16 protein-coding genes are annotated in these 13609 nt (G+C 71.7%); 9 read left to right on the forward strand and 7 right to left on the reverse strand.

Features of this window, described 5'->3' with window-relative positions; all coding sequences use genetic code 11:
- Window positions 1–88 precede the first annotated feature (88 nt).
- The 6 genes from H343_RS0118265 to H343_RS0118290 all read left to right on the forward strand — a co-directional run bounded on the left by H343_RS0118265 (window position 89) and on the right by H343_RS0118290 (window position 5126).
- Window positions 89–622: an NUDIX domain-containing protein gene (locus H343_RS0118265; protein ID WP_028432331.1), complete on the forward strand. Its 534-nt coding sequence runs from the start codon at window positions 89–91 to the stop codon at window positions 620–622.
- A 93-nt stretch (window positions 623–715) separates the two neighbouring features.
- The gene (locus tag H343_RS0118270; RefSeq protein ID WP_028432332.1) at window positions 716–1111 is read left to right on the forward strand and encodes a DUF202 domain-containing protein; all 396 of its coding nucleotides are present in this window, start codon (window positions 716–718) and stop codon (window positions 1109–1111) included.
- Entirely contained in the window at window positions 1108–1440 is a 333-nt protein-coding gene (locus H343_RS0118275) for a DUF202 domain-containing protein (protein WP_028432333.1), read from the forward strand. Before H343_RS0118270 ends, H343_RS0118275 begins: the two co-directional genes overlap by 4 nt.
- Before the next feature lie 239 nt (window positions 1441–1679).
- Entirely contained in the window at window positions 1680–2630 is a 951-nt protein-coding gene (locus H343_RS0118280) for an MBL fold metallo-hydrolase (protein WP_051265488.1), read from the forward strand.
- Between the two features lie 240 nt (window positions 2631–2870).
- Window positions 2871–3893 carry a phosphotransferase family protein gene (locus tag H343_RS0118285; RefSeq protein WP_028432335.1) on the forward strand — a complete coding sequence of 341 codons (1023 nt, stop codon included), beginning with the start codon at window positions 2871–2873 and terminating at the stop codon, window positions 3891–3893.
- Window positions 3894–3899: 6 nt separating this feature from the next.
- Entirely contained in the window at window positions 3900–5126 is a 1227-nt protein-coding gene (locus H343_RS0118290) for an acyl-CoA dehydrogenase family protein (protein WP_028432336.1), read from the forward strand.
- A gap of 179 nt (window positions 5127–5305) precedes the next feature.
- On the opposite strand, the gene H343_RS0118295 is transcribed toward H343_RS0118290, so the two are convergent.
- Window positions 5306–5752 (reverse strand): MarR family winged helix-turn-helix transcriptional regulator, encoded by a 447-nt coding sequence (locus H343_RS0118295; RefSeq protein ID WP_037904206.1) that lies wholly within the window; start codon window positions 5750–5752, stop codon window positions 5306–5308.
- Between the two features lie 48 nt (window positions 5753–5800).
- Here H343_RS0118295 and H343_RS0118300 point away from each other — a divergent pair, with 48 nt between their 5' ends.
- Window positions 5801–6214 carry a nuclear transport factor 2 family protein gene (locus H343_RS0118300; protein WP_051265489.1) on the forward strand — a complete coding sequence of 138 codons (414 nt, stop codon included), beginning with the start codon at window positions 5801–5803 and terminating at the stop codon, window positions 6212–6214.
- Window positions 6215–6441: 227 nt separating this feature from the next.
- Here the strand turns inward: H343_RS0118300 and H343_RS0118305 are convergent, their stop codons facing one another.
- From H343_RS0118305 to H343_RS34930, 5 genes are all read right to left on the reverse strand, one after another.
- Window positions 6442–7431 (reverse strand): NADPH:quinone oxidoreductase family protein, encoded by a 990-nt coding sequence (locus tag H343_RS0118305; RefSeq protein WP_028432339.1) that lies wholly within the window; start codon window positions 7429–7431, stop codon window positions 6442–6444.
- Between the two features lie 153 nt (window positions 7432–7584).
- Window positions 7585–8217 carry a TetR-type transcription factor C-terminal domain-containing protein gene (locus tag H343_RS0118310; protein ID WP_078505861.1) on the reverse strand — a complete coding sequence of 211 codons (633 nt, stop codon included), beginning with the start codon at window positions 8215–8217 and terminating at the stop codon, window positions 7585–7587.
- A gap of 76 nt (window positions 8218–8293) precedes the next feature.
- Window positions 8294–9982, reverse strand: coding sequence for an AMP-binding protein (locus H343_RS31390; RefSeq protein WP_051265491.1), 1689 nt, complete (start codon window positions 9980–9982; stop codon window positions 8294–8296).
- On the reverse strand, window positions 9979–10821 hold the full coding sequence (locus H343_RS31395; RefSeq protein ID WP_078505839.1) for an SDR family oxidoreductase: 843 nt from the start codon (window positions 10819–10821) through the stop codon (window positions 9979–9981). The genes H343_RS31390 and H343_RS31395 overlap by 4 nt, the downstream gene beginning before the upstream one ends.
- 136 nt (window positions 10822–10957) lie before the next feature.
- Entirely contained in the window at window positions 10958–11392 is a 435-nt protein-coding gene (locus H343_RS34930) for an SAM-dependent methyltransferase (RefSeq protein ID WP_158679579.1), read from the reverse strand.
- Window positions 11393–11609: 217 nt separating this feature from the next.
- Here H343_RS34930 and H343_RS31400 point away from each other — a divergent pair, with 217 nt between their 5' ends.
- Window positions 11610–12113: a hypothetical protein gene (locus H343_RS31400; RefSeq protein WP_486586945.1), complete on the forward strand. Its 504-nt coding sequence runs from the start codon at window positions 11610–11612 to the stop codon at window positions 12111–12113.
- 206 nt (window positions 12114–12319) lie between these two features.
- A complete protein-coding gene (locus H343_RS0118335) occupies window positions 12320–12781 on the forward strand; it encodes a MaoC family dehydratase (RefSeq protein ID WP_028432342.1) in 462 nt (153 codons plus the stop codon).
- Here H343_RS0118335 and H343_RS0118340 read toward each other — a convergent pair.
- Window positions 12769–13458, reverse strand: coding sequence for a TetR-type transcription factor C-terminal domain-containing protein (locus tag H343_RS0118340; protein WP_078505841.1), 690 nt, complete (start codon window positions 13456–13458; stop codon window positions 12769–12771). The two genes, H343_RS0118335 and H343_RS0118340, sit on opposite strands and share 13 nt — an antisense overlap.
- Between the last annotated feature and the right edge of the window lie 151 nt (window positions 13459–13609).

A 13609-nucleotide genomic window follows, 5' to 3' on the forward strand; every position in this document is an offset into this window, starting at 1 on the left:
GGAAGATCTGGTGACCGGAGAGTAACCCCCACTCGACGTGCTGGGCACCCCGCCGCGGATGATGGGATGGCCCCATGCGGGAGACCGGATGACGCAGCAGCCGCACCAGGCCGACGAGTTGCTCGACGTCGTGGACGCGCAGGACAGGGTTGTCGGGCAGGCTCCGCGCGGAGAGGTGATGGCCCGGCGGCTGCGGCACCGCTGCACCGCCGTGCAGGCACGCGATCCGAGGGGACGGATCTTCGTGCACCGGCGCACACCGGGGAAGCTCGTCTTCCCCTCCATGTACGACGTGGTGGTCGGCGGTGTCGTCGGCGCCGGCGAGAGCTACGACGCGGGGGCGCTGCGCGAGGCCGAGGAGGAGCTGGGCGTACGCGGGCTGCCGCGTCCCGAGCCGCGCTTCACCTTCCTCTTCGAGACACCCCGGCACAGCTGGTTCGTGCGGGTCTACGAGGTGCGGTGCGCCCTGCCCGTACGGCCGCAGCCCGAGGAGATCGGCTGGTGGGACTTCCTGCCGGCCGAGGAGGTGGAGCGGCGGCTGCCGCAGTGGGACGTCGTACCGGACGGGCTGGAGTGCCACCGGCGGCTGCGGGCATGGCACCGGCAGCAGGAGGGGCCGTAGGACGGGCTCAGGCGCCCGCACGGCCGCGGCACCGCATCCGCGGCACCGCCTGGGCCGGAGCGCGCCGGGAGGCCGGGCCGTAGGCTCGTCCTCATGATCGACCGGCTCAGGGCGGCTCTCCGGCTGTGGTTCGCTCCGCAGGACCTCCGGGCGGAGGGCAGCACGCCCGACTACCGCTTCTCACTCGCCAACGAGCGCACCTTCCTGGCGTGGATCCGCACCGCGCTGGCGCTCGTCGCGGGCGGCATCGCCGTGGACCAGTTCCTCACAGAGCTCCGGACGGACGTACGGACTGCGATCTCGGTGGCCGTACTGGCGTGCGCGGCGCTGTGCGCGTTCCGCGCGGTCAACCACTGGATGCGCTGCGAGCGGGCCATGCGGCGAGGCGAGGACCTGCCGGTTTCGCGCTTCCCCGTGCTGCTGGCGACAGCCACCGGCACCGCAGCGCTCCTGGTGCTGGTCGCGGTGGTGCTGGGGGCCGGCAGGTGAACGGCGCCGGCACGGCTCCCCAGGCTCGGGACCCCGCCGCGCAACCGGAGCGCACCCGCTTCGCCTGGCGGCGCACCACGCTCACGTTCGCCGTGGCCGTCGGGCTGGGCGTGCGGCACGCCCTGTACGGCAGCGGCGGCGTCTCCCCCTTCGAAGCGGCCGCCGCAGCGGCGGGTGTCCTGGCCTGGCTCGCGTTCCTGGGGCTGGCACACCGGCGGATCGCGGCGATGACGGCGGGGCGTCCGGCGGGCTCGGGGCCCGGGTTGGTGCGGGCCGCGGCACTGTGCACGGTGGCGATGGTGGCCGTGGGGGTGCTGCTGCTGTGGTGAGCGGGACCGCCGCGGCCGCGGCGGCCGGACGGGTGGGCCGGCGGCGCGTCCCGGACTGCCGGAGCCCTCAACGGGCTTTGCACGCACTGCTGTTCGGGGTGTCACAGCGTGCACTGCGAGCGGGCCGAAGCGGTGGCATCCACGGCGTAGCCTCGCGATGCCGACTGCTGACACGCTGTGCAGCACCACCGCCGCGGACCACGCACGGGCGGTGGCATACGCGAGAGAGAGGGCCACGGATGACGTCAGGGGCAGCGGTCACAGCGCACGGGGACGAGCCGTTGGCCTCGGAGCCGTACACCGAGAAGCTCGCGCACGGCGTGCACGCCTACATCCAGCCGGACGGCGGCTGGTGCCTGAACAACGCGGGCTGGGTCAGCGACGGACGCACGACGCTGCTCGTGGACACCGCCGCCACCCTTCCCCGTACGCAGCGGCTGCGCGAGTCACTGCTGGCGAGCGGCGCGCCCCTGCCGACCGTGGTGGTCAACACTCACCACCACGGGGACCACACCTACGGCAACGCCCTCTTCACACCCGGCGCCACCGTGATCGGGCACACCGCGTGCCGCACCGAGACGCTGCGGGCGGGACGCCAACTCCACATGATCTGGCCGGACGTCGACTTCGGCGACGTGACCGTCACCGCCCCCACCCTCACTTACCACGACGAACTGGCGCTGCACATCGGGGAGACGGAGGTGCGGCTGCTGCACCCCGGCGTCGCCCACACCACCGGGGACACCGTGGTGTGGCTGCCGGAGCAGAGCGTCGTCTTCACCGGTGACATCGTCTTCCACCGCGGAACACCCTTCGTTCCGATGGGTTCGCTGAGCGGGTCGCTGCACGCGCTCGACCGGCTGCGCCGCTTGGATGCCCGCACTGTCGTACCCGGGCACGGTCCGCCGGCGGGACCGGAGGTGTATGACACCGTCGAGCGCTATCTGCGGTTCGTGGACGGGCTGGCCCGCGCCGCGCACCGGCGCGGGATCTCCCCGCTGCAGGCCGCACGGGAGGCCGACCTGGGTGAGTTCGCGCAACTGGCGGAGAGCGAACGGCTGGTGGCCAACCTGCACCGTGCCTGTGCCGAGTTGGAGGGACGTCCGCTCGGCGAACCGCTGGACATCCTGGCCGTGTGGGGGGACATGGAGCAGATGAACGGCGGCAGGCCGGTCGAGTGTCACGCCTGAGCCCGTGCAGCGCTCGGGGCGGGCGCAGACCGCTCAGGAGCGCGCCGGGAGGCCGCGCGGGGCGTGGGCCTCGTCACATGAGGGGCTTTCGGGGCCGCCGGCCGCCGTACACCCCTAGACGCCATACCGACTAGTCGGCATGATCGAGGCGGTCGTCCGTCCGGTCCATGCAGCGAGGCCGGCGCAGCCGAAGCCGTCCCAGCGAGGCTGTACCCCGTCGACGCAGAGGAGCGCGCACGCATGAGCAAGGAGAATCCGCCCGGGCTCGACCTCGGGCGGCTCGCCGCACATCTGGACCGGGAGTCGCCCGGCCTGGTCCAGGGGCCGCTGCGGGCCGAGGTGATCCAGGGCGGCCGCTCCAACCTGACCTACAGAGTCACCGACGGCCGGGGCCGCTGGGTCCTGCGCCGTCCGCCCCTGGGCCATGTGCTGGCCACCGCACACGACATGGCACGCGAGTACCGGGTCATCACGGCACTGCGCGGCACGGACGTGCCCGTGCCCGGGACGGTTCTGCTGTGCGAGGACGACGACGTGCTCGGCGCGCCCTTCTACGTCATGGAAGAGGTGGAGGGCACGCCCTACCGTACGTCCGGTGAGCTTGCCGCGCTGGGCCCGGAGCGCACACGGGCGCTGGTGCTGGCACTGCCGGACACTCTCGTCGCCCTCCACGCGGTGGACCCGCAGAGCGTGCAACTGGAGGACTTCGGACGCCCGGAGGGCTTCCTGGAGCGGCAACTGCGCCGCTGGGGCAAGCAGTTGGGGGCCTCGCGCAGCCGGGAGCTGGCCGGGATCGACGAACTGCACGACTCCCTGGGGCGGCAGCTCCCCGTCTCGCCCCGACCCACTGTCGTCCACGGCGACTTCCGTCTGGACAACGTGCTGGCGAGCGCGGACGACCGTATCGCCGCGGTACTGGACTGGGAGATGTCCACACTCGGCGATCCGCTGACGGACCTCGGGCTGCTGGTGATGTACAGCGAACGCCTCGACGTCCCGGACGCACCGGTCAGTACGACGGCCGAGGCCGCGGGCCACCCCCGGCCCGAGGAACTGATCGAGCGCTATGCGGCCGCCTCCGGACGCGACGTCTCACGCATCAACTGGTACACGGCCTTCGCCTGGTTCAAGCTCGCGGTGATTCTGGAAGGCATCCACTACCGCTACACGCTCGGCCAGACCGTCGGCGCGGGATTCGACCGGATAGGCGACCTCGTCCCGGTCTTCATCGACAACGGACTCACCACGCTGCGGAAGGGATGAGGTCAAGTGGACTTCGCATACGACGCCCGTACGGAAGAACTGCGCAGGCAGCTCGGGGCCTTCATGGACGAGCACGTCTATCCGGCGGAGGCCGTCGCCGACGAGCAGCGCGCCGAGCTGGAATCGCCGTGGCAGACACCGCCGGTGGTGGAGGCGCTGAAGAAGGAGGCACGCAAGCACGGCCTGTGGAACCTCTTCCTGCCCGACCGTACCTACGGTGCCGGGCTGACCAACCTCCAGTACGCGCCCCTTGCCGAGATCCTGGGCCGCAGTCCGCGACTGGCGCCGACCGCCGTCAACTGCGCGGCCCCGGACACCGGCAACATGGAGGTGCTGACGGAGTTCGGCAACGCCGAACAGCGCAGGAAGTGGCTGGAGCCGCTGCTCAACGGTGAGATCCGCTCCGGCTTCGCGATGACCGAGCCGGACGTGGCCTCCTCCGACGCGACGAACATCGAGACGCGCATCCGGCGGGACGGCGACGAGTACGTCATCACCGGCCGCAAATGGTTCATCTCCGGCGCCATGCACCCCGACTGCAAGATCTTCATCGTCATGGGCAAGACCGACCCGGACGCCGCCGACAGCCGCCGCCAGCAGTCCATGGTGCTGGTGCCGCGCGACACCCCGGGGCTCGAGGTGCGCCGGGCCATGCAGGTCTACGGCTACGAGGACCACTACCACGGCGGGCACGCCGAGATGGTCTTCGACGGCGCGCGGGTGCCGGCGTCCAACATCATCGGCGAGGAGGGCGGCGGTTTCGCCATCGCGCAGGCCCGTCTCGGGCCGGGGCGCATCCACCACTGCATGCGGCTGATCGGGATGGCGGAGCGCGCGATCGAGCTCATGTGCCGCCGGGCTCACGCGCGTTCGGCATTCGGCAGGCCACTGGCCGAGCAGGGCGTGGTGCGCGAGTGGATCGCCGACGCCCGGGTGCAGGTCGAGCAGTTGCGGCTGCTCGTCCTCAAGACGGCCTGGCTGATGGACACCGTCGGCAACAAGGGTGCGCACACCGAGATCCAGGCCATCAAGATCGCCACACCGCGGGCGGTCGTGGACATCCTCGACCGGGCGGTCCAGCTGCACGGCGCGGGCGGCGTCAGCCAGGACTTCCCACTGGCGGAACTGTGGGCAGCCGCCCGCACGCTCCAGCTCGCGGACGGACCGGACGAAGTTCACCAGCGCTCGCTGGCACGCCGGGAGTTGAAGCGCTACGCCGCTGCCGCCGAGTAGTCCTCCGCGGCCTGGGCGCCGGATGCCCTCCGGGCGCTGCCGTACGGACGGGCGGGCGGGGCGGCAAGGAGACGCCCGTTCCCTCCCGGACCGGGGACAGGCGCCAATCGCAGGAGGGGAGGGACCGCCAGTGGGTGTGTGCGGGTTTCCGCCGCACCACCGCCTGCGGTGCGTCCGTTTCACCGGTCGGCGGCGCTGTTCTTCTCCTGTGTCGCGACGAGTCTGGCCATCAACTCGCTGAACCGGGCCACCTCGTGGGGGGTCCACCCGGCGGTCAGTTCGGCGAAAGCCGCCTCCTGCCACGCGTGGGCATGGGAGAGCAGCTCGCGGCCGGCATCGGTGACGTGAACGACGCGGCGGCGCGCGTCGGTTGCGGAACTCTTCACGAGATAGCTGCGATCGACCGCCTGGGCGACCATGCGGCTGGCTCCCGACTGGTCGATCCCCAGCTCGCGGGCCACCTCGTTGATGGTCGCGCCGCCGTCGGCGTGGGCCGAGACCGCTTCGGTGACCATGACGTCCCGTCCGCGTTCGGCTTCGACACCGGACCCGGCGCCGGTCCATCGCCGCGCCCAGAACCTCACGAACCGGAACAGCGTCTGGCCCGGCCCGGCGTTCTCGGTCATCGTTGCCTCCTCACAGCGGCCTTTCCATGTGATACGCATATACAGTGTATGCGTATCGCATGGAAGGGTGGAGAAGTGGGTGAGGACTGGCCGCCGGTGCGCAAGTGGCACAGGGCCGTGAACGAACGGGACTTCGACGCCGCACGATCGGTGTCGGCGGACGGCATCCTGCTGGGAGGTCCCCGGGGCGAAACCACCGGAATTACCCTGCTCCTGGACTGGATCGGACATTCGGGCATCCGCCTGACCCCCGTCTCCTGGCACCCGGTGGACGAAGAGACGGTCGTCGTCGAGCAGGACGCCACATGGCCGGGCCGTCCGGACGCCGGGAGCGGTAGCGCTCCCGTACGCCTCGCGACCCTCTTCCGCGTCGAGGACGGCCGCGTCACGGCGGTGCTGCGCTTCGACGGCCTCGACGCTGCGCTGGCCGCGGCCGGGAGCCGGGGCCCGGCAGCTCAGTGACCCGCCGAGGGCGAGGCTGAAGCTGTCGAGAAGGTCGTGACCGGCGACGGGCGGAGCCCACAGTCACGGTTCTCCGCGCCCGGATTCGGGCCGGACCCGTACAGGGCCAGGCCCTTCTCGCAGGCGACCGGAGGCGCAAACCGCGCTCCGCGTCGAGGAGTGGGAACTCCGGGTCGGTCCGGGGCGGCCCCGGCGGCCACCAGCGGCGGCGGGCGGCCGCCGCCCGCTCAGGGCTGGATGACGACCCGTCCCGTCGTGATGCCGTCGAAGACCCGCTGGACAGCGTCGGCGCCCTCCTCCAGCGGCACCCGCTCGCTCACCAGCGGCTTGACCGATCCGTCCGCGGCGAGCGCGGTCAGTTCCCCGTGGCAGGCCTGCACCGCGGCGGGGTCCTTGGTGTTGTACAGGCCCCAGTGCAGTCCGAGGATCGCGTAGTTCTTGATGAGCGCGTGGTTGAGGCCCGGTGTCGGCACGGCGCCGCTCGCGAAGCCGACGATCACGACACGCCCCTCGAATGCGATGCACTTGACGGACTTGGCGTAGGCGTCGCCGCCGACGGGGTCGTAGACCACGTCCGCGCCGCGTCCGTCCGTCGCCTCCTTCACGGCCGCCACGATGTCGTCCTGCCGCCGGTCCACGACGACGTCGCAGCCCAGCTCCCGGGCCACCCGGGCTTTGGACTCCCCGCCGACCACGCCGATGACGCGCGCGCCCGCCGCCTTCCCCAGCTGCACGGCCGCGCTTCCCACCCCTCCGGCAGCCGCGTGCACGAGAAGCGTCTCGCCGGGCTGGAGCCGCGCCCTGCGGTGCAGCCCGAACCAGCCGGTCTGGTAGCCGATGTGGAGTGCGGCGGCCTCCGCGTCGTCCAGCGCCTCCGGCGCGCTGCGCGCACTCGCCGCGCTGACGACGGCACGCTCCGCGAAGCCCCCGGCGGGCAGCGAGGGCTGGGCGATGACGCGGGCGCCCACGGCCGGCGCCTCTTCCCCGCTCCCCTCCCCCACTGCCAGCACCTCGCCGCACAGTTCGACGCCCGGAGTGAACGGGAAGGACGGCTTGACCTGGTATTCACCGCGGCACATCAGCGCGTCGGGGAAGTTGACGTTGGCGGCGCGCACCCGCACCAGCACTTCCCCCGGGCCGGGTTCGGGGTCGGGCACGTCCTCCAGACCCATCACTTCGCGCGGCTCGCCGTTCTTGTGGACCCGCCATGCCTTCACCGTGCTACCTCCGGGGTGTCGTCGCGTTGCTTGGTTCGTCGTGCGTGGGACCCAGGTGCACGTGCATACCCGGGTGCGGGGACGTGCATGACGTGCCCGGCCGGCTCCGCACTGTCCGGCCGCGCACGGCCGGACAGTGCGGAGCCGCGGGCGTCACGGTCGCAGCGCACGCAGCAGCAGGTCGGCGAGATGGTCGGCGACCTGCGGCGGTGTGAGCGGACCGTCCGGCCGGTACCAGCTGCTCAGGTGGTGGACCGATCCGAAGTGGTAGTCCACGACCAGGTCCGGCGGCGTCGCGTCGTGGAAGACGCCGGAGCGCTGTCCTTCCGCCACGAGGTCACGGAACCGCTCGTGGTAGCGGCGCCGTTCCGCCCGCACCTGCTTCTGCTTCTCCGGGCTGAGCTGGTGCATGGAGCGGAAGAAGATGCGGGCGTCGTCGAGGTTGTCGATGGTGGTGACGACGACGTCCGCGGCGGCACGGCGCAGCCGCTGCTCGACGGGTTCCTGCGCGTCCGCGTACGTGTCAAGCCGCTCCTGCTGGAGCCGCAGCAGCCGGCCGTAGATCTCGTGCAGGAGATCGTCCTTGGAGCCGAAGTAGTGGTACAGCGCGCCCTTGGTGACGCCGGCTGCCTCGACTATCTCCTGCACCGAGGTTCTGTCGTACCCGCGCTCGGAGAACAGGCGCGTGGCGGCGGCCATCAGCCGCTGCGGGACGGGCGGCGGCGCACCGCCCGCCGGCGCCTTGCCGCCCACGTCGCCCCGGGATGTCGTTCTCGGCGTGGCCATGAGCCTCACCTGCCTCTCTTGTGTGCGCCCGTCCGCCGCGTGCGCGTGCCGGGTGCCGGAACCGCCGGCCGCACGGTCACGGCTGGTCACCGCTGTCACCGCTGTCACCGCTGTCACCGCGTGAACGCAGTTCCCGTCTCAGGATCTTCCCACTGGTCGTCTTGGGCAGATCCGCCAGTACCTCGATCTCGCGCGGGTACTTGAACGCCGCCAGCCGCTCCCTGCAGTGGCCGACCAGTTCCTCCGGCCCCGCCGACGCGTCCGGGCGGAGGCTGACGTACGCCTTGACCGTCTCGCCCCGGTAGGCGTCGGGCACACCGACGACCGCCGCCTCCCGCACCGCGGGATGGCTGTGGAGGACGTCCTCCACCTCACGCGGCCAGACCTTGAACCCGGAGGCGTTGATCATGTCCTTCTTGCGGTCGACGACGTAGAGCCAGCCGTCGCTGTCCATGAAACCGATGTCGCCGGTGCGCAGTTCACCGTCGGGGATGGCGGCGGCCGACTCCTCGGGGCGACGCCAGTAGCCCGGCACGACCTGCGGTCCGCGCACCGTGATCTCGCCCGGCTCCCCGAAGGGCACCGGCCTGCCGTCCTCATCCAGGATGCGCACCACCGTGTCCGGGCCGGGGACGCCGACGGCGAGGGTCCCGGACGCGGGATCGACGGGTGCCCTCAGGTGCGGCGGCACGGACGCGCAGGGCGCGGTGCACTCGGTGAGCCCGTAGCCGTTGCGCAGGTACGGGCCGAAGGCAGCGCTCAGCTTCTCCACCAGCGCCGGCGGCACCGGCGCCCCGCCGGAGGAGAGGACGTGGAAGGAGGCGAAGTGCTCGCGCGTGGCCTCCGGCCGGGCGACCAGAGCCATGAAGGCGGTGGAGGGGCCGACGGTGAAGGCGGGGCGGTGTTCCGCGAACGCGTCCAGTACGGCGCCGGGTTCGAAGCGGTAGGACATCGCCAGGGTGCCGCGTCCGGCGATGCAGGCGGACAGCTCACAGACCATCCCGGTGATGTGGAAGAGCGGCGCGAGCACGAATATGCAGGCACCGTCCGGTAGCTGGAGGCCGGTGTGCTGCCGTTCCGCGTTGTAGGCGATGTTGGCGTGGGTGTTCATGGCGCCCTTGGGGGTGCCGCTCGTACCGGAGGTGTAGCTGATCAACGCCGTGTCCGCGCCGGTGAGTTCACGCCCCTGGGGGGCGCCGCCGCCCGAGCGGGCGACGGTGAGGAGATCGTCGGCGTCGCCGGCGGGCGCGGCACGTTCGAAGTCGAGCACCCGCTTGTCGTCACGGGTCTGCAGGTCGAGTTCGCAGGCGGTCAGCGCGATGCGTACGGACGCGGCGGCGGCGCTCGCGCGCAGCCCGCCCTCCCACGCGCGATCGGCGCACACCAGCGCCGCCGCGCCGGCGTCGGCGAGGACGTGCGCGACCTCGCCGGCCTTGTACATGGGGTTGACGGGCACGACCGTCGCCCCCGCCTTCCAGGCGCCCAGCAGCGCGATCACGAAGTGCGGGCTGTTCTGCAGCATCAGTGCCAGCCGGTCACCCCGGTCCAGGCCGCGGGCGGCGAGGTGGGCGGCGACGCCGTCGGAGAGGGTGTCGGTCTCGCTGTAGCTGAGCCGTCCGTCGAAGTAGGCAAGTGCGGTGCGGCCGGGTACGGCGCGTACGGCGTCCCGGAAGGCGTGGAGCACGGTCTCCGGCGGGTGCACGGGCGCACGCTGTACGTCGTTGAGCTGTGCCAGCCAGGGCTTGTCCTCGTAGGTGACCGTCAACGCCCGGCCTCCTTCCGCGACTCGGCCGTCCCGTCCCCGGCCGTCCCCGCACCGTCCTTGCGCTCGCGCGCCTCCTGCTCCAGCAGCTCTTCGAGCCTGCGCTGCATCTTGTTCATGCCGCCCAGCCAGTGGTCGGGGTCGCCGGCCCGCGCCGCGTAGTATCCGGCGGTCTCCGGGTGCGGCAGTACGAGGAAGCGGCCCTGCCCCATCGCCTCGAAGAGGCTCTCGGCCACGGCCTCCGGCTCGATGGCGGTCTCGGCGAGCACGAGGTCGCCGGCTGTCCCGGTCCCGGCGAGCATGTCGGTCCGCACGCCCTGCGGGCACACGGCGTGCACGTCGATGCCCCGGTGCCGGTAGGTGACCGACAGCCACTCCGCGAAGGCCAGTGCCGCGTGCTTGGTCACGCTGTAGGGGGCCGAGCCGAGCATGGTGAGGATTCCCGCGGCGGAGACGGTGGCGACGAAGCGGCCCCGGCCCTTCTCCAGCCATTCGGGGACCAGTTCGCGCGCCGCCCGTACGTGCGCCATCACGTTGACGTCCCACGCGGTCTCCCACGCCGTCTCGAGGGCTTCCGGCCCGCCGTGCGGTGCGACACCGGCGTTGGCACAGAAGGTGTCGATCGTGCCGCCGAGTGCTTTCCGGGCGGCCGGCACGACGGTCGAGGCGTCACCCGGCACGGCGATGCCGCCTATCTCCCCGGCGACGGTCCTGGCCTTGGCCTCGTCCAGATCGTTGACGACGACCCTGGCGCCCTCCGCCGCGAAGCGCCTGGCGAGTGCCGCACCGATTCCGCCGCCCCCACCGGTGACGACCACGCCGCTGTCGCGCAATGACTCCATGCCCGCAACTCCCCTTCGCTGGTTCGCTTCGGCTCTCCCCGCTGCGGCAGACTAACCAGTCGGTATGTGCGGAGGGAAGGGCGGGTCCCGGCCGGTATCGCAACAGCGGCCGCACTCGCGCGTTCCCGCCCGGCTGTCAGACCGTCCGCCGCTGCCCACTTCGACGGCCGGGATGGCGCCGCACGCGCGGGAGCGGGCGGACGAGGTCCCGCACGGCGCGGGCGGCGGGGAAGCGGCGGGAGCGGTGTGCGGCGTCGACGGTGCCGGGGAAGATCCCGGCGAACTCGCCCCCGGGCTCACGGTCGACGGGACAGTTGTCGGTGCCGTCCGGCCAGTGGTTCCGGATGCGGGCCGGACGGGGCACCGTGGTCTCGATCTTCACGGACGGGTCCGCAGCGGTACGGCCTTCCGTCACGGTGCCCGCCTCCCCCTCTCCGCGGTTGCTCCCGGCTTCAACCGTACGGCCACCAGCAAGCGCTTCCCCTCCGGAGCCGGAGCACGCCCGCAGCGATCCGCCGATTCCCTCCCCTCGGCGGACGCCGCCCGCCGTCGCGAGGTCTTCACGGCTCATGAGAGATCCGTGAGGACTCATGAGTACCCCGTGAGAATCCCCGCCGTGGGGGCGTGCCGCTCCCGCCGCGGGGTAGTTCACCGATTCCGGAAGGCTGGTGCCGGCGAACAGCCGGGACGACATGACGCATACGAACTTCGCAACGGGGGGATCCGATTGCGCGGCAGTTACGTCACATCGCCGACGAGTCGGGTCCAGTCCGTCGGAGGTGGGATGATTGGCCGGTTTCAGAGCCCTCGCAGAGCAGGTTCGCGACCCCTACAGGGCACCGTCCCAGCGCCGCCAGGCGCTGCGGAAGTGCCTTGAGCGCTTCGCGCCGTACGGGCACCGCGCGACATGGCAACACCTGTGCGCCCGCGCCGGTTTCGAACCCGACGACCGTGAACCCGATCCCGAACTCCTCGTCTCGGCGCTGGAGGAGCTGGAGGAGGCGCGGTCCGTCTGGCTCGCGTACGAGTCCGAGGTCGCCTCCCGCCGCAGAGCGGAGAAACGCCTCGGGATCAGACAGCCGGCGCCGCACGACGAATGGCACCGCCTGACGTGGGGCGGCCGGTCACTGTTGCCGTGTGACCCGTCGACGCCGCCCACACCTCGGCTCGCGGAAGTGCTGCGCCGTATGATCACCGCCATGGACAAGGACGTCGGGAAAGACGTCATCCGCTTCGCCGGCCGACGGAGCTTCCGCTCCGGACGGGAACCGATGGCCGCCGCGCGGGCCTGACCCTCACACTCCCCCGGATCACCTCAGGGCCGACCTCCGTCAGGCCGTAGCAGCGGACCGGAAGCAGCCGGAACGAGGCCGCGCCGGAACGGGGCCGCGCCTGCGGCAGTACGCCCGGGCAGCGTTGACACACGCGGCGCCGCCCAGCATGCTGAGCGAGCGCTTAGCAACGCGGCGGCGCACGACGCATGCGGGAGGTTGCACCGATGGCGGAGCCCCGTCTCTTCACCTCGACCGACGAGCTGGTGGCAGCGGTCGGTCAGGAACTGGGCGTCAGCGACTGGGTGGAGATCGACCAGAAGCGGATCGACATGTTCGCCGACGCGACGGGCGACCACCAGTGGATCCACGTCGACCCCGCCCGGGCGAAGGACGGCCCCTTCGGTACGACCATCGCGCACGGCTATCTGACCCTCTCCCTGCTCCCCGAACTCGTACCGCAGATCATGCGCGTGGACGGCGTACGCATGGGCGTCAACTACGGCGTCAACAAGGTGCGTTTCCCCGCACCGGTGCCGTCCGGCTCGCGGGTGCGCGCCCGTGCGGAGCTCGTGGACGTCAGCGAGGCGGGCGGGGGCATCCAGGTGGCGGCGAAGGTGACTGTCGAGCGGGAGGGCGGCGACAAGCCCGTATGTGTCGCGGAGACCCTCAGCCGCTACTTCTGGTGAGACGCGGCGCCTTCGCAGCCGGCGGCCGGCTGCGGGGCGACCATGCGCAGGACGAGGTCGGCGTAGAGCGTGCCGATCTCGTCGGGGGTCCGGCGCCCGGAGGGGCTGTACCAGCGGGCCACGTCGATGCACAGCGACATCACGGCGAGCGTCGTGCCGCGCAGGTCGGCCACTTCGAACTCGCCTGATTCCCGGCCCCCGGCCAGCACTCCGCGCAGGATCTCCTCGCTGCGCCTGCGCAGTCCGACGATCTCCTCGTAGTGCTCCTCGCCGAGCGCCGCCAGTTCGTACTGCACGACGCGTGCGGTGGTGTGGTGCTCCGCGTGCCAGCGCACGAACAGCCGCACGGCGCGTGCCAGCCGGTCCGCGTCACCGCCACCGCCGTCGGCGGCCTCGGCGAGCACCCTGACAGAACGTTCGTGGCCGACCTTGCTGATGTGGAAGAGCAGCTCTTCCTTGGTCTTGTAGTGGATGTAGAGCGCGGCAGGGCTCATGCCGGCACGGCTCGCGATGTCCCGGGTGGTGGTGGCGTGGAAGCCGCGCTCCGCGAATGCCTCCACCGCGCCGAGCAGCAGCCGCCGGGCGGCGTCCGGGCTGACGCCCTCGAAGGATTCGTCGGCGCTCGCCCGGTTCTCCTCCTCGGACCTCACGGCCCGGGATGCCGCCTTGGATGCCATCGCGTCCGCCCTTCCTTCGACCGGCGAACACCATACAACGGGCCACTGAGCAGCTGCTTAGCTCCTGCACATCGGATCTGCCCGGCCGCCACGGCGCGGCCGCGCCCCGGACGTCGCAGCGATGCAACTAGCGGTGCTAGTTTCCGGCTCC

It is taken from the genome of Streptomyces sp. TAA204 (assembly GCF_000424965.1).

Coding starts and splice junctions, on each gene's coding strand:
- H343_RS0118265 (WP_028432331.1), top strand. CDS start 89: ATGACGCAGCAGCCGCACCAGGCCGACGAGTTGCTCGACGTCGTGGAC.
- H343_RS0118270 (WP_028432332.1), top strand. CDS start 716: ATGATCGACCGGCTCAGGGCGGCTCTCCGGCTGTGGTTCGCTCCGCAG.
- H343_RS0118280 (WP_051265488.1), top strand. CDS start 1,680: ATGACGTCAGGGGCAGCGGTCACAGCGCACGGGGACGAGCCGTTGGCC.
- H343_RS0118285 (WP_028432335.1), top strand. CDS start 2,871: ATGAGCAAGGAGAATCCGCCCGGGCTCGACCTCGGGCGGCTCGCCGCA.
- H343_RS0118295 (WP_037904206.1), bottom strand. CDS start 5,752: ATGACCGAGAACGCCGGGCCGGGCCAGACGCTGTTCCGGTTCGTGAGG.
- H343_RS0118300 (WP_051265489.1), top strand. CDS start 5,801: ATGCGTATCGCATGGAAGGGTGGAGAAGTGGGTGAGGACTGGCCGCCG.
- H343_RS0118310 (WP_078505861.1), bottom strand. CDS start 8,217: ATGGCCACGCCGAGAACGACATCCCGGGGCGACGTGGGCGGCAAGGCG.
- H343_RS31395 (WP_078505839.1), bottom strand. CDS start 10,821: ATGGAGTCATTGCGCGACAGCGGCGTGGTCGTCACCGGTGGGGGCGGC.
- H343_RS34930 (WP_158679579.1), bottom strand. CDS start 11,392: ATGAGCCGTGAAGACCTCGCGACGGCGGGCGGCGTCCGCCGAGGGGAG.
- H343_RS0118335 (WP_028432342.1), top strand. CDS start 12,320: ATGGCGGAGCCCCGTCTCTTCACCTCGACCGACGAGCTGGTGGCAGCG.
- H343_RS0118340 (WP_078505841.1), bottom strand. CDS start 13,458: ATGGCATCCAAGGCGGCATCCCGGGCCGTGAGGTCCGAGGAGGAGAAC.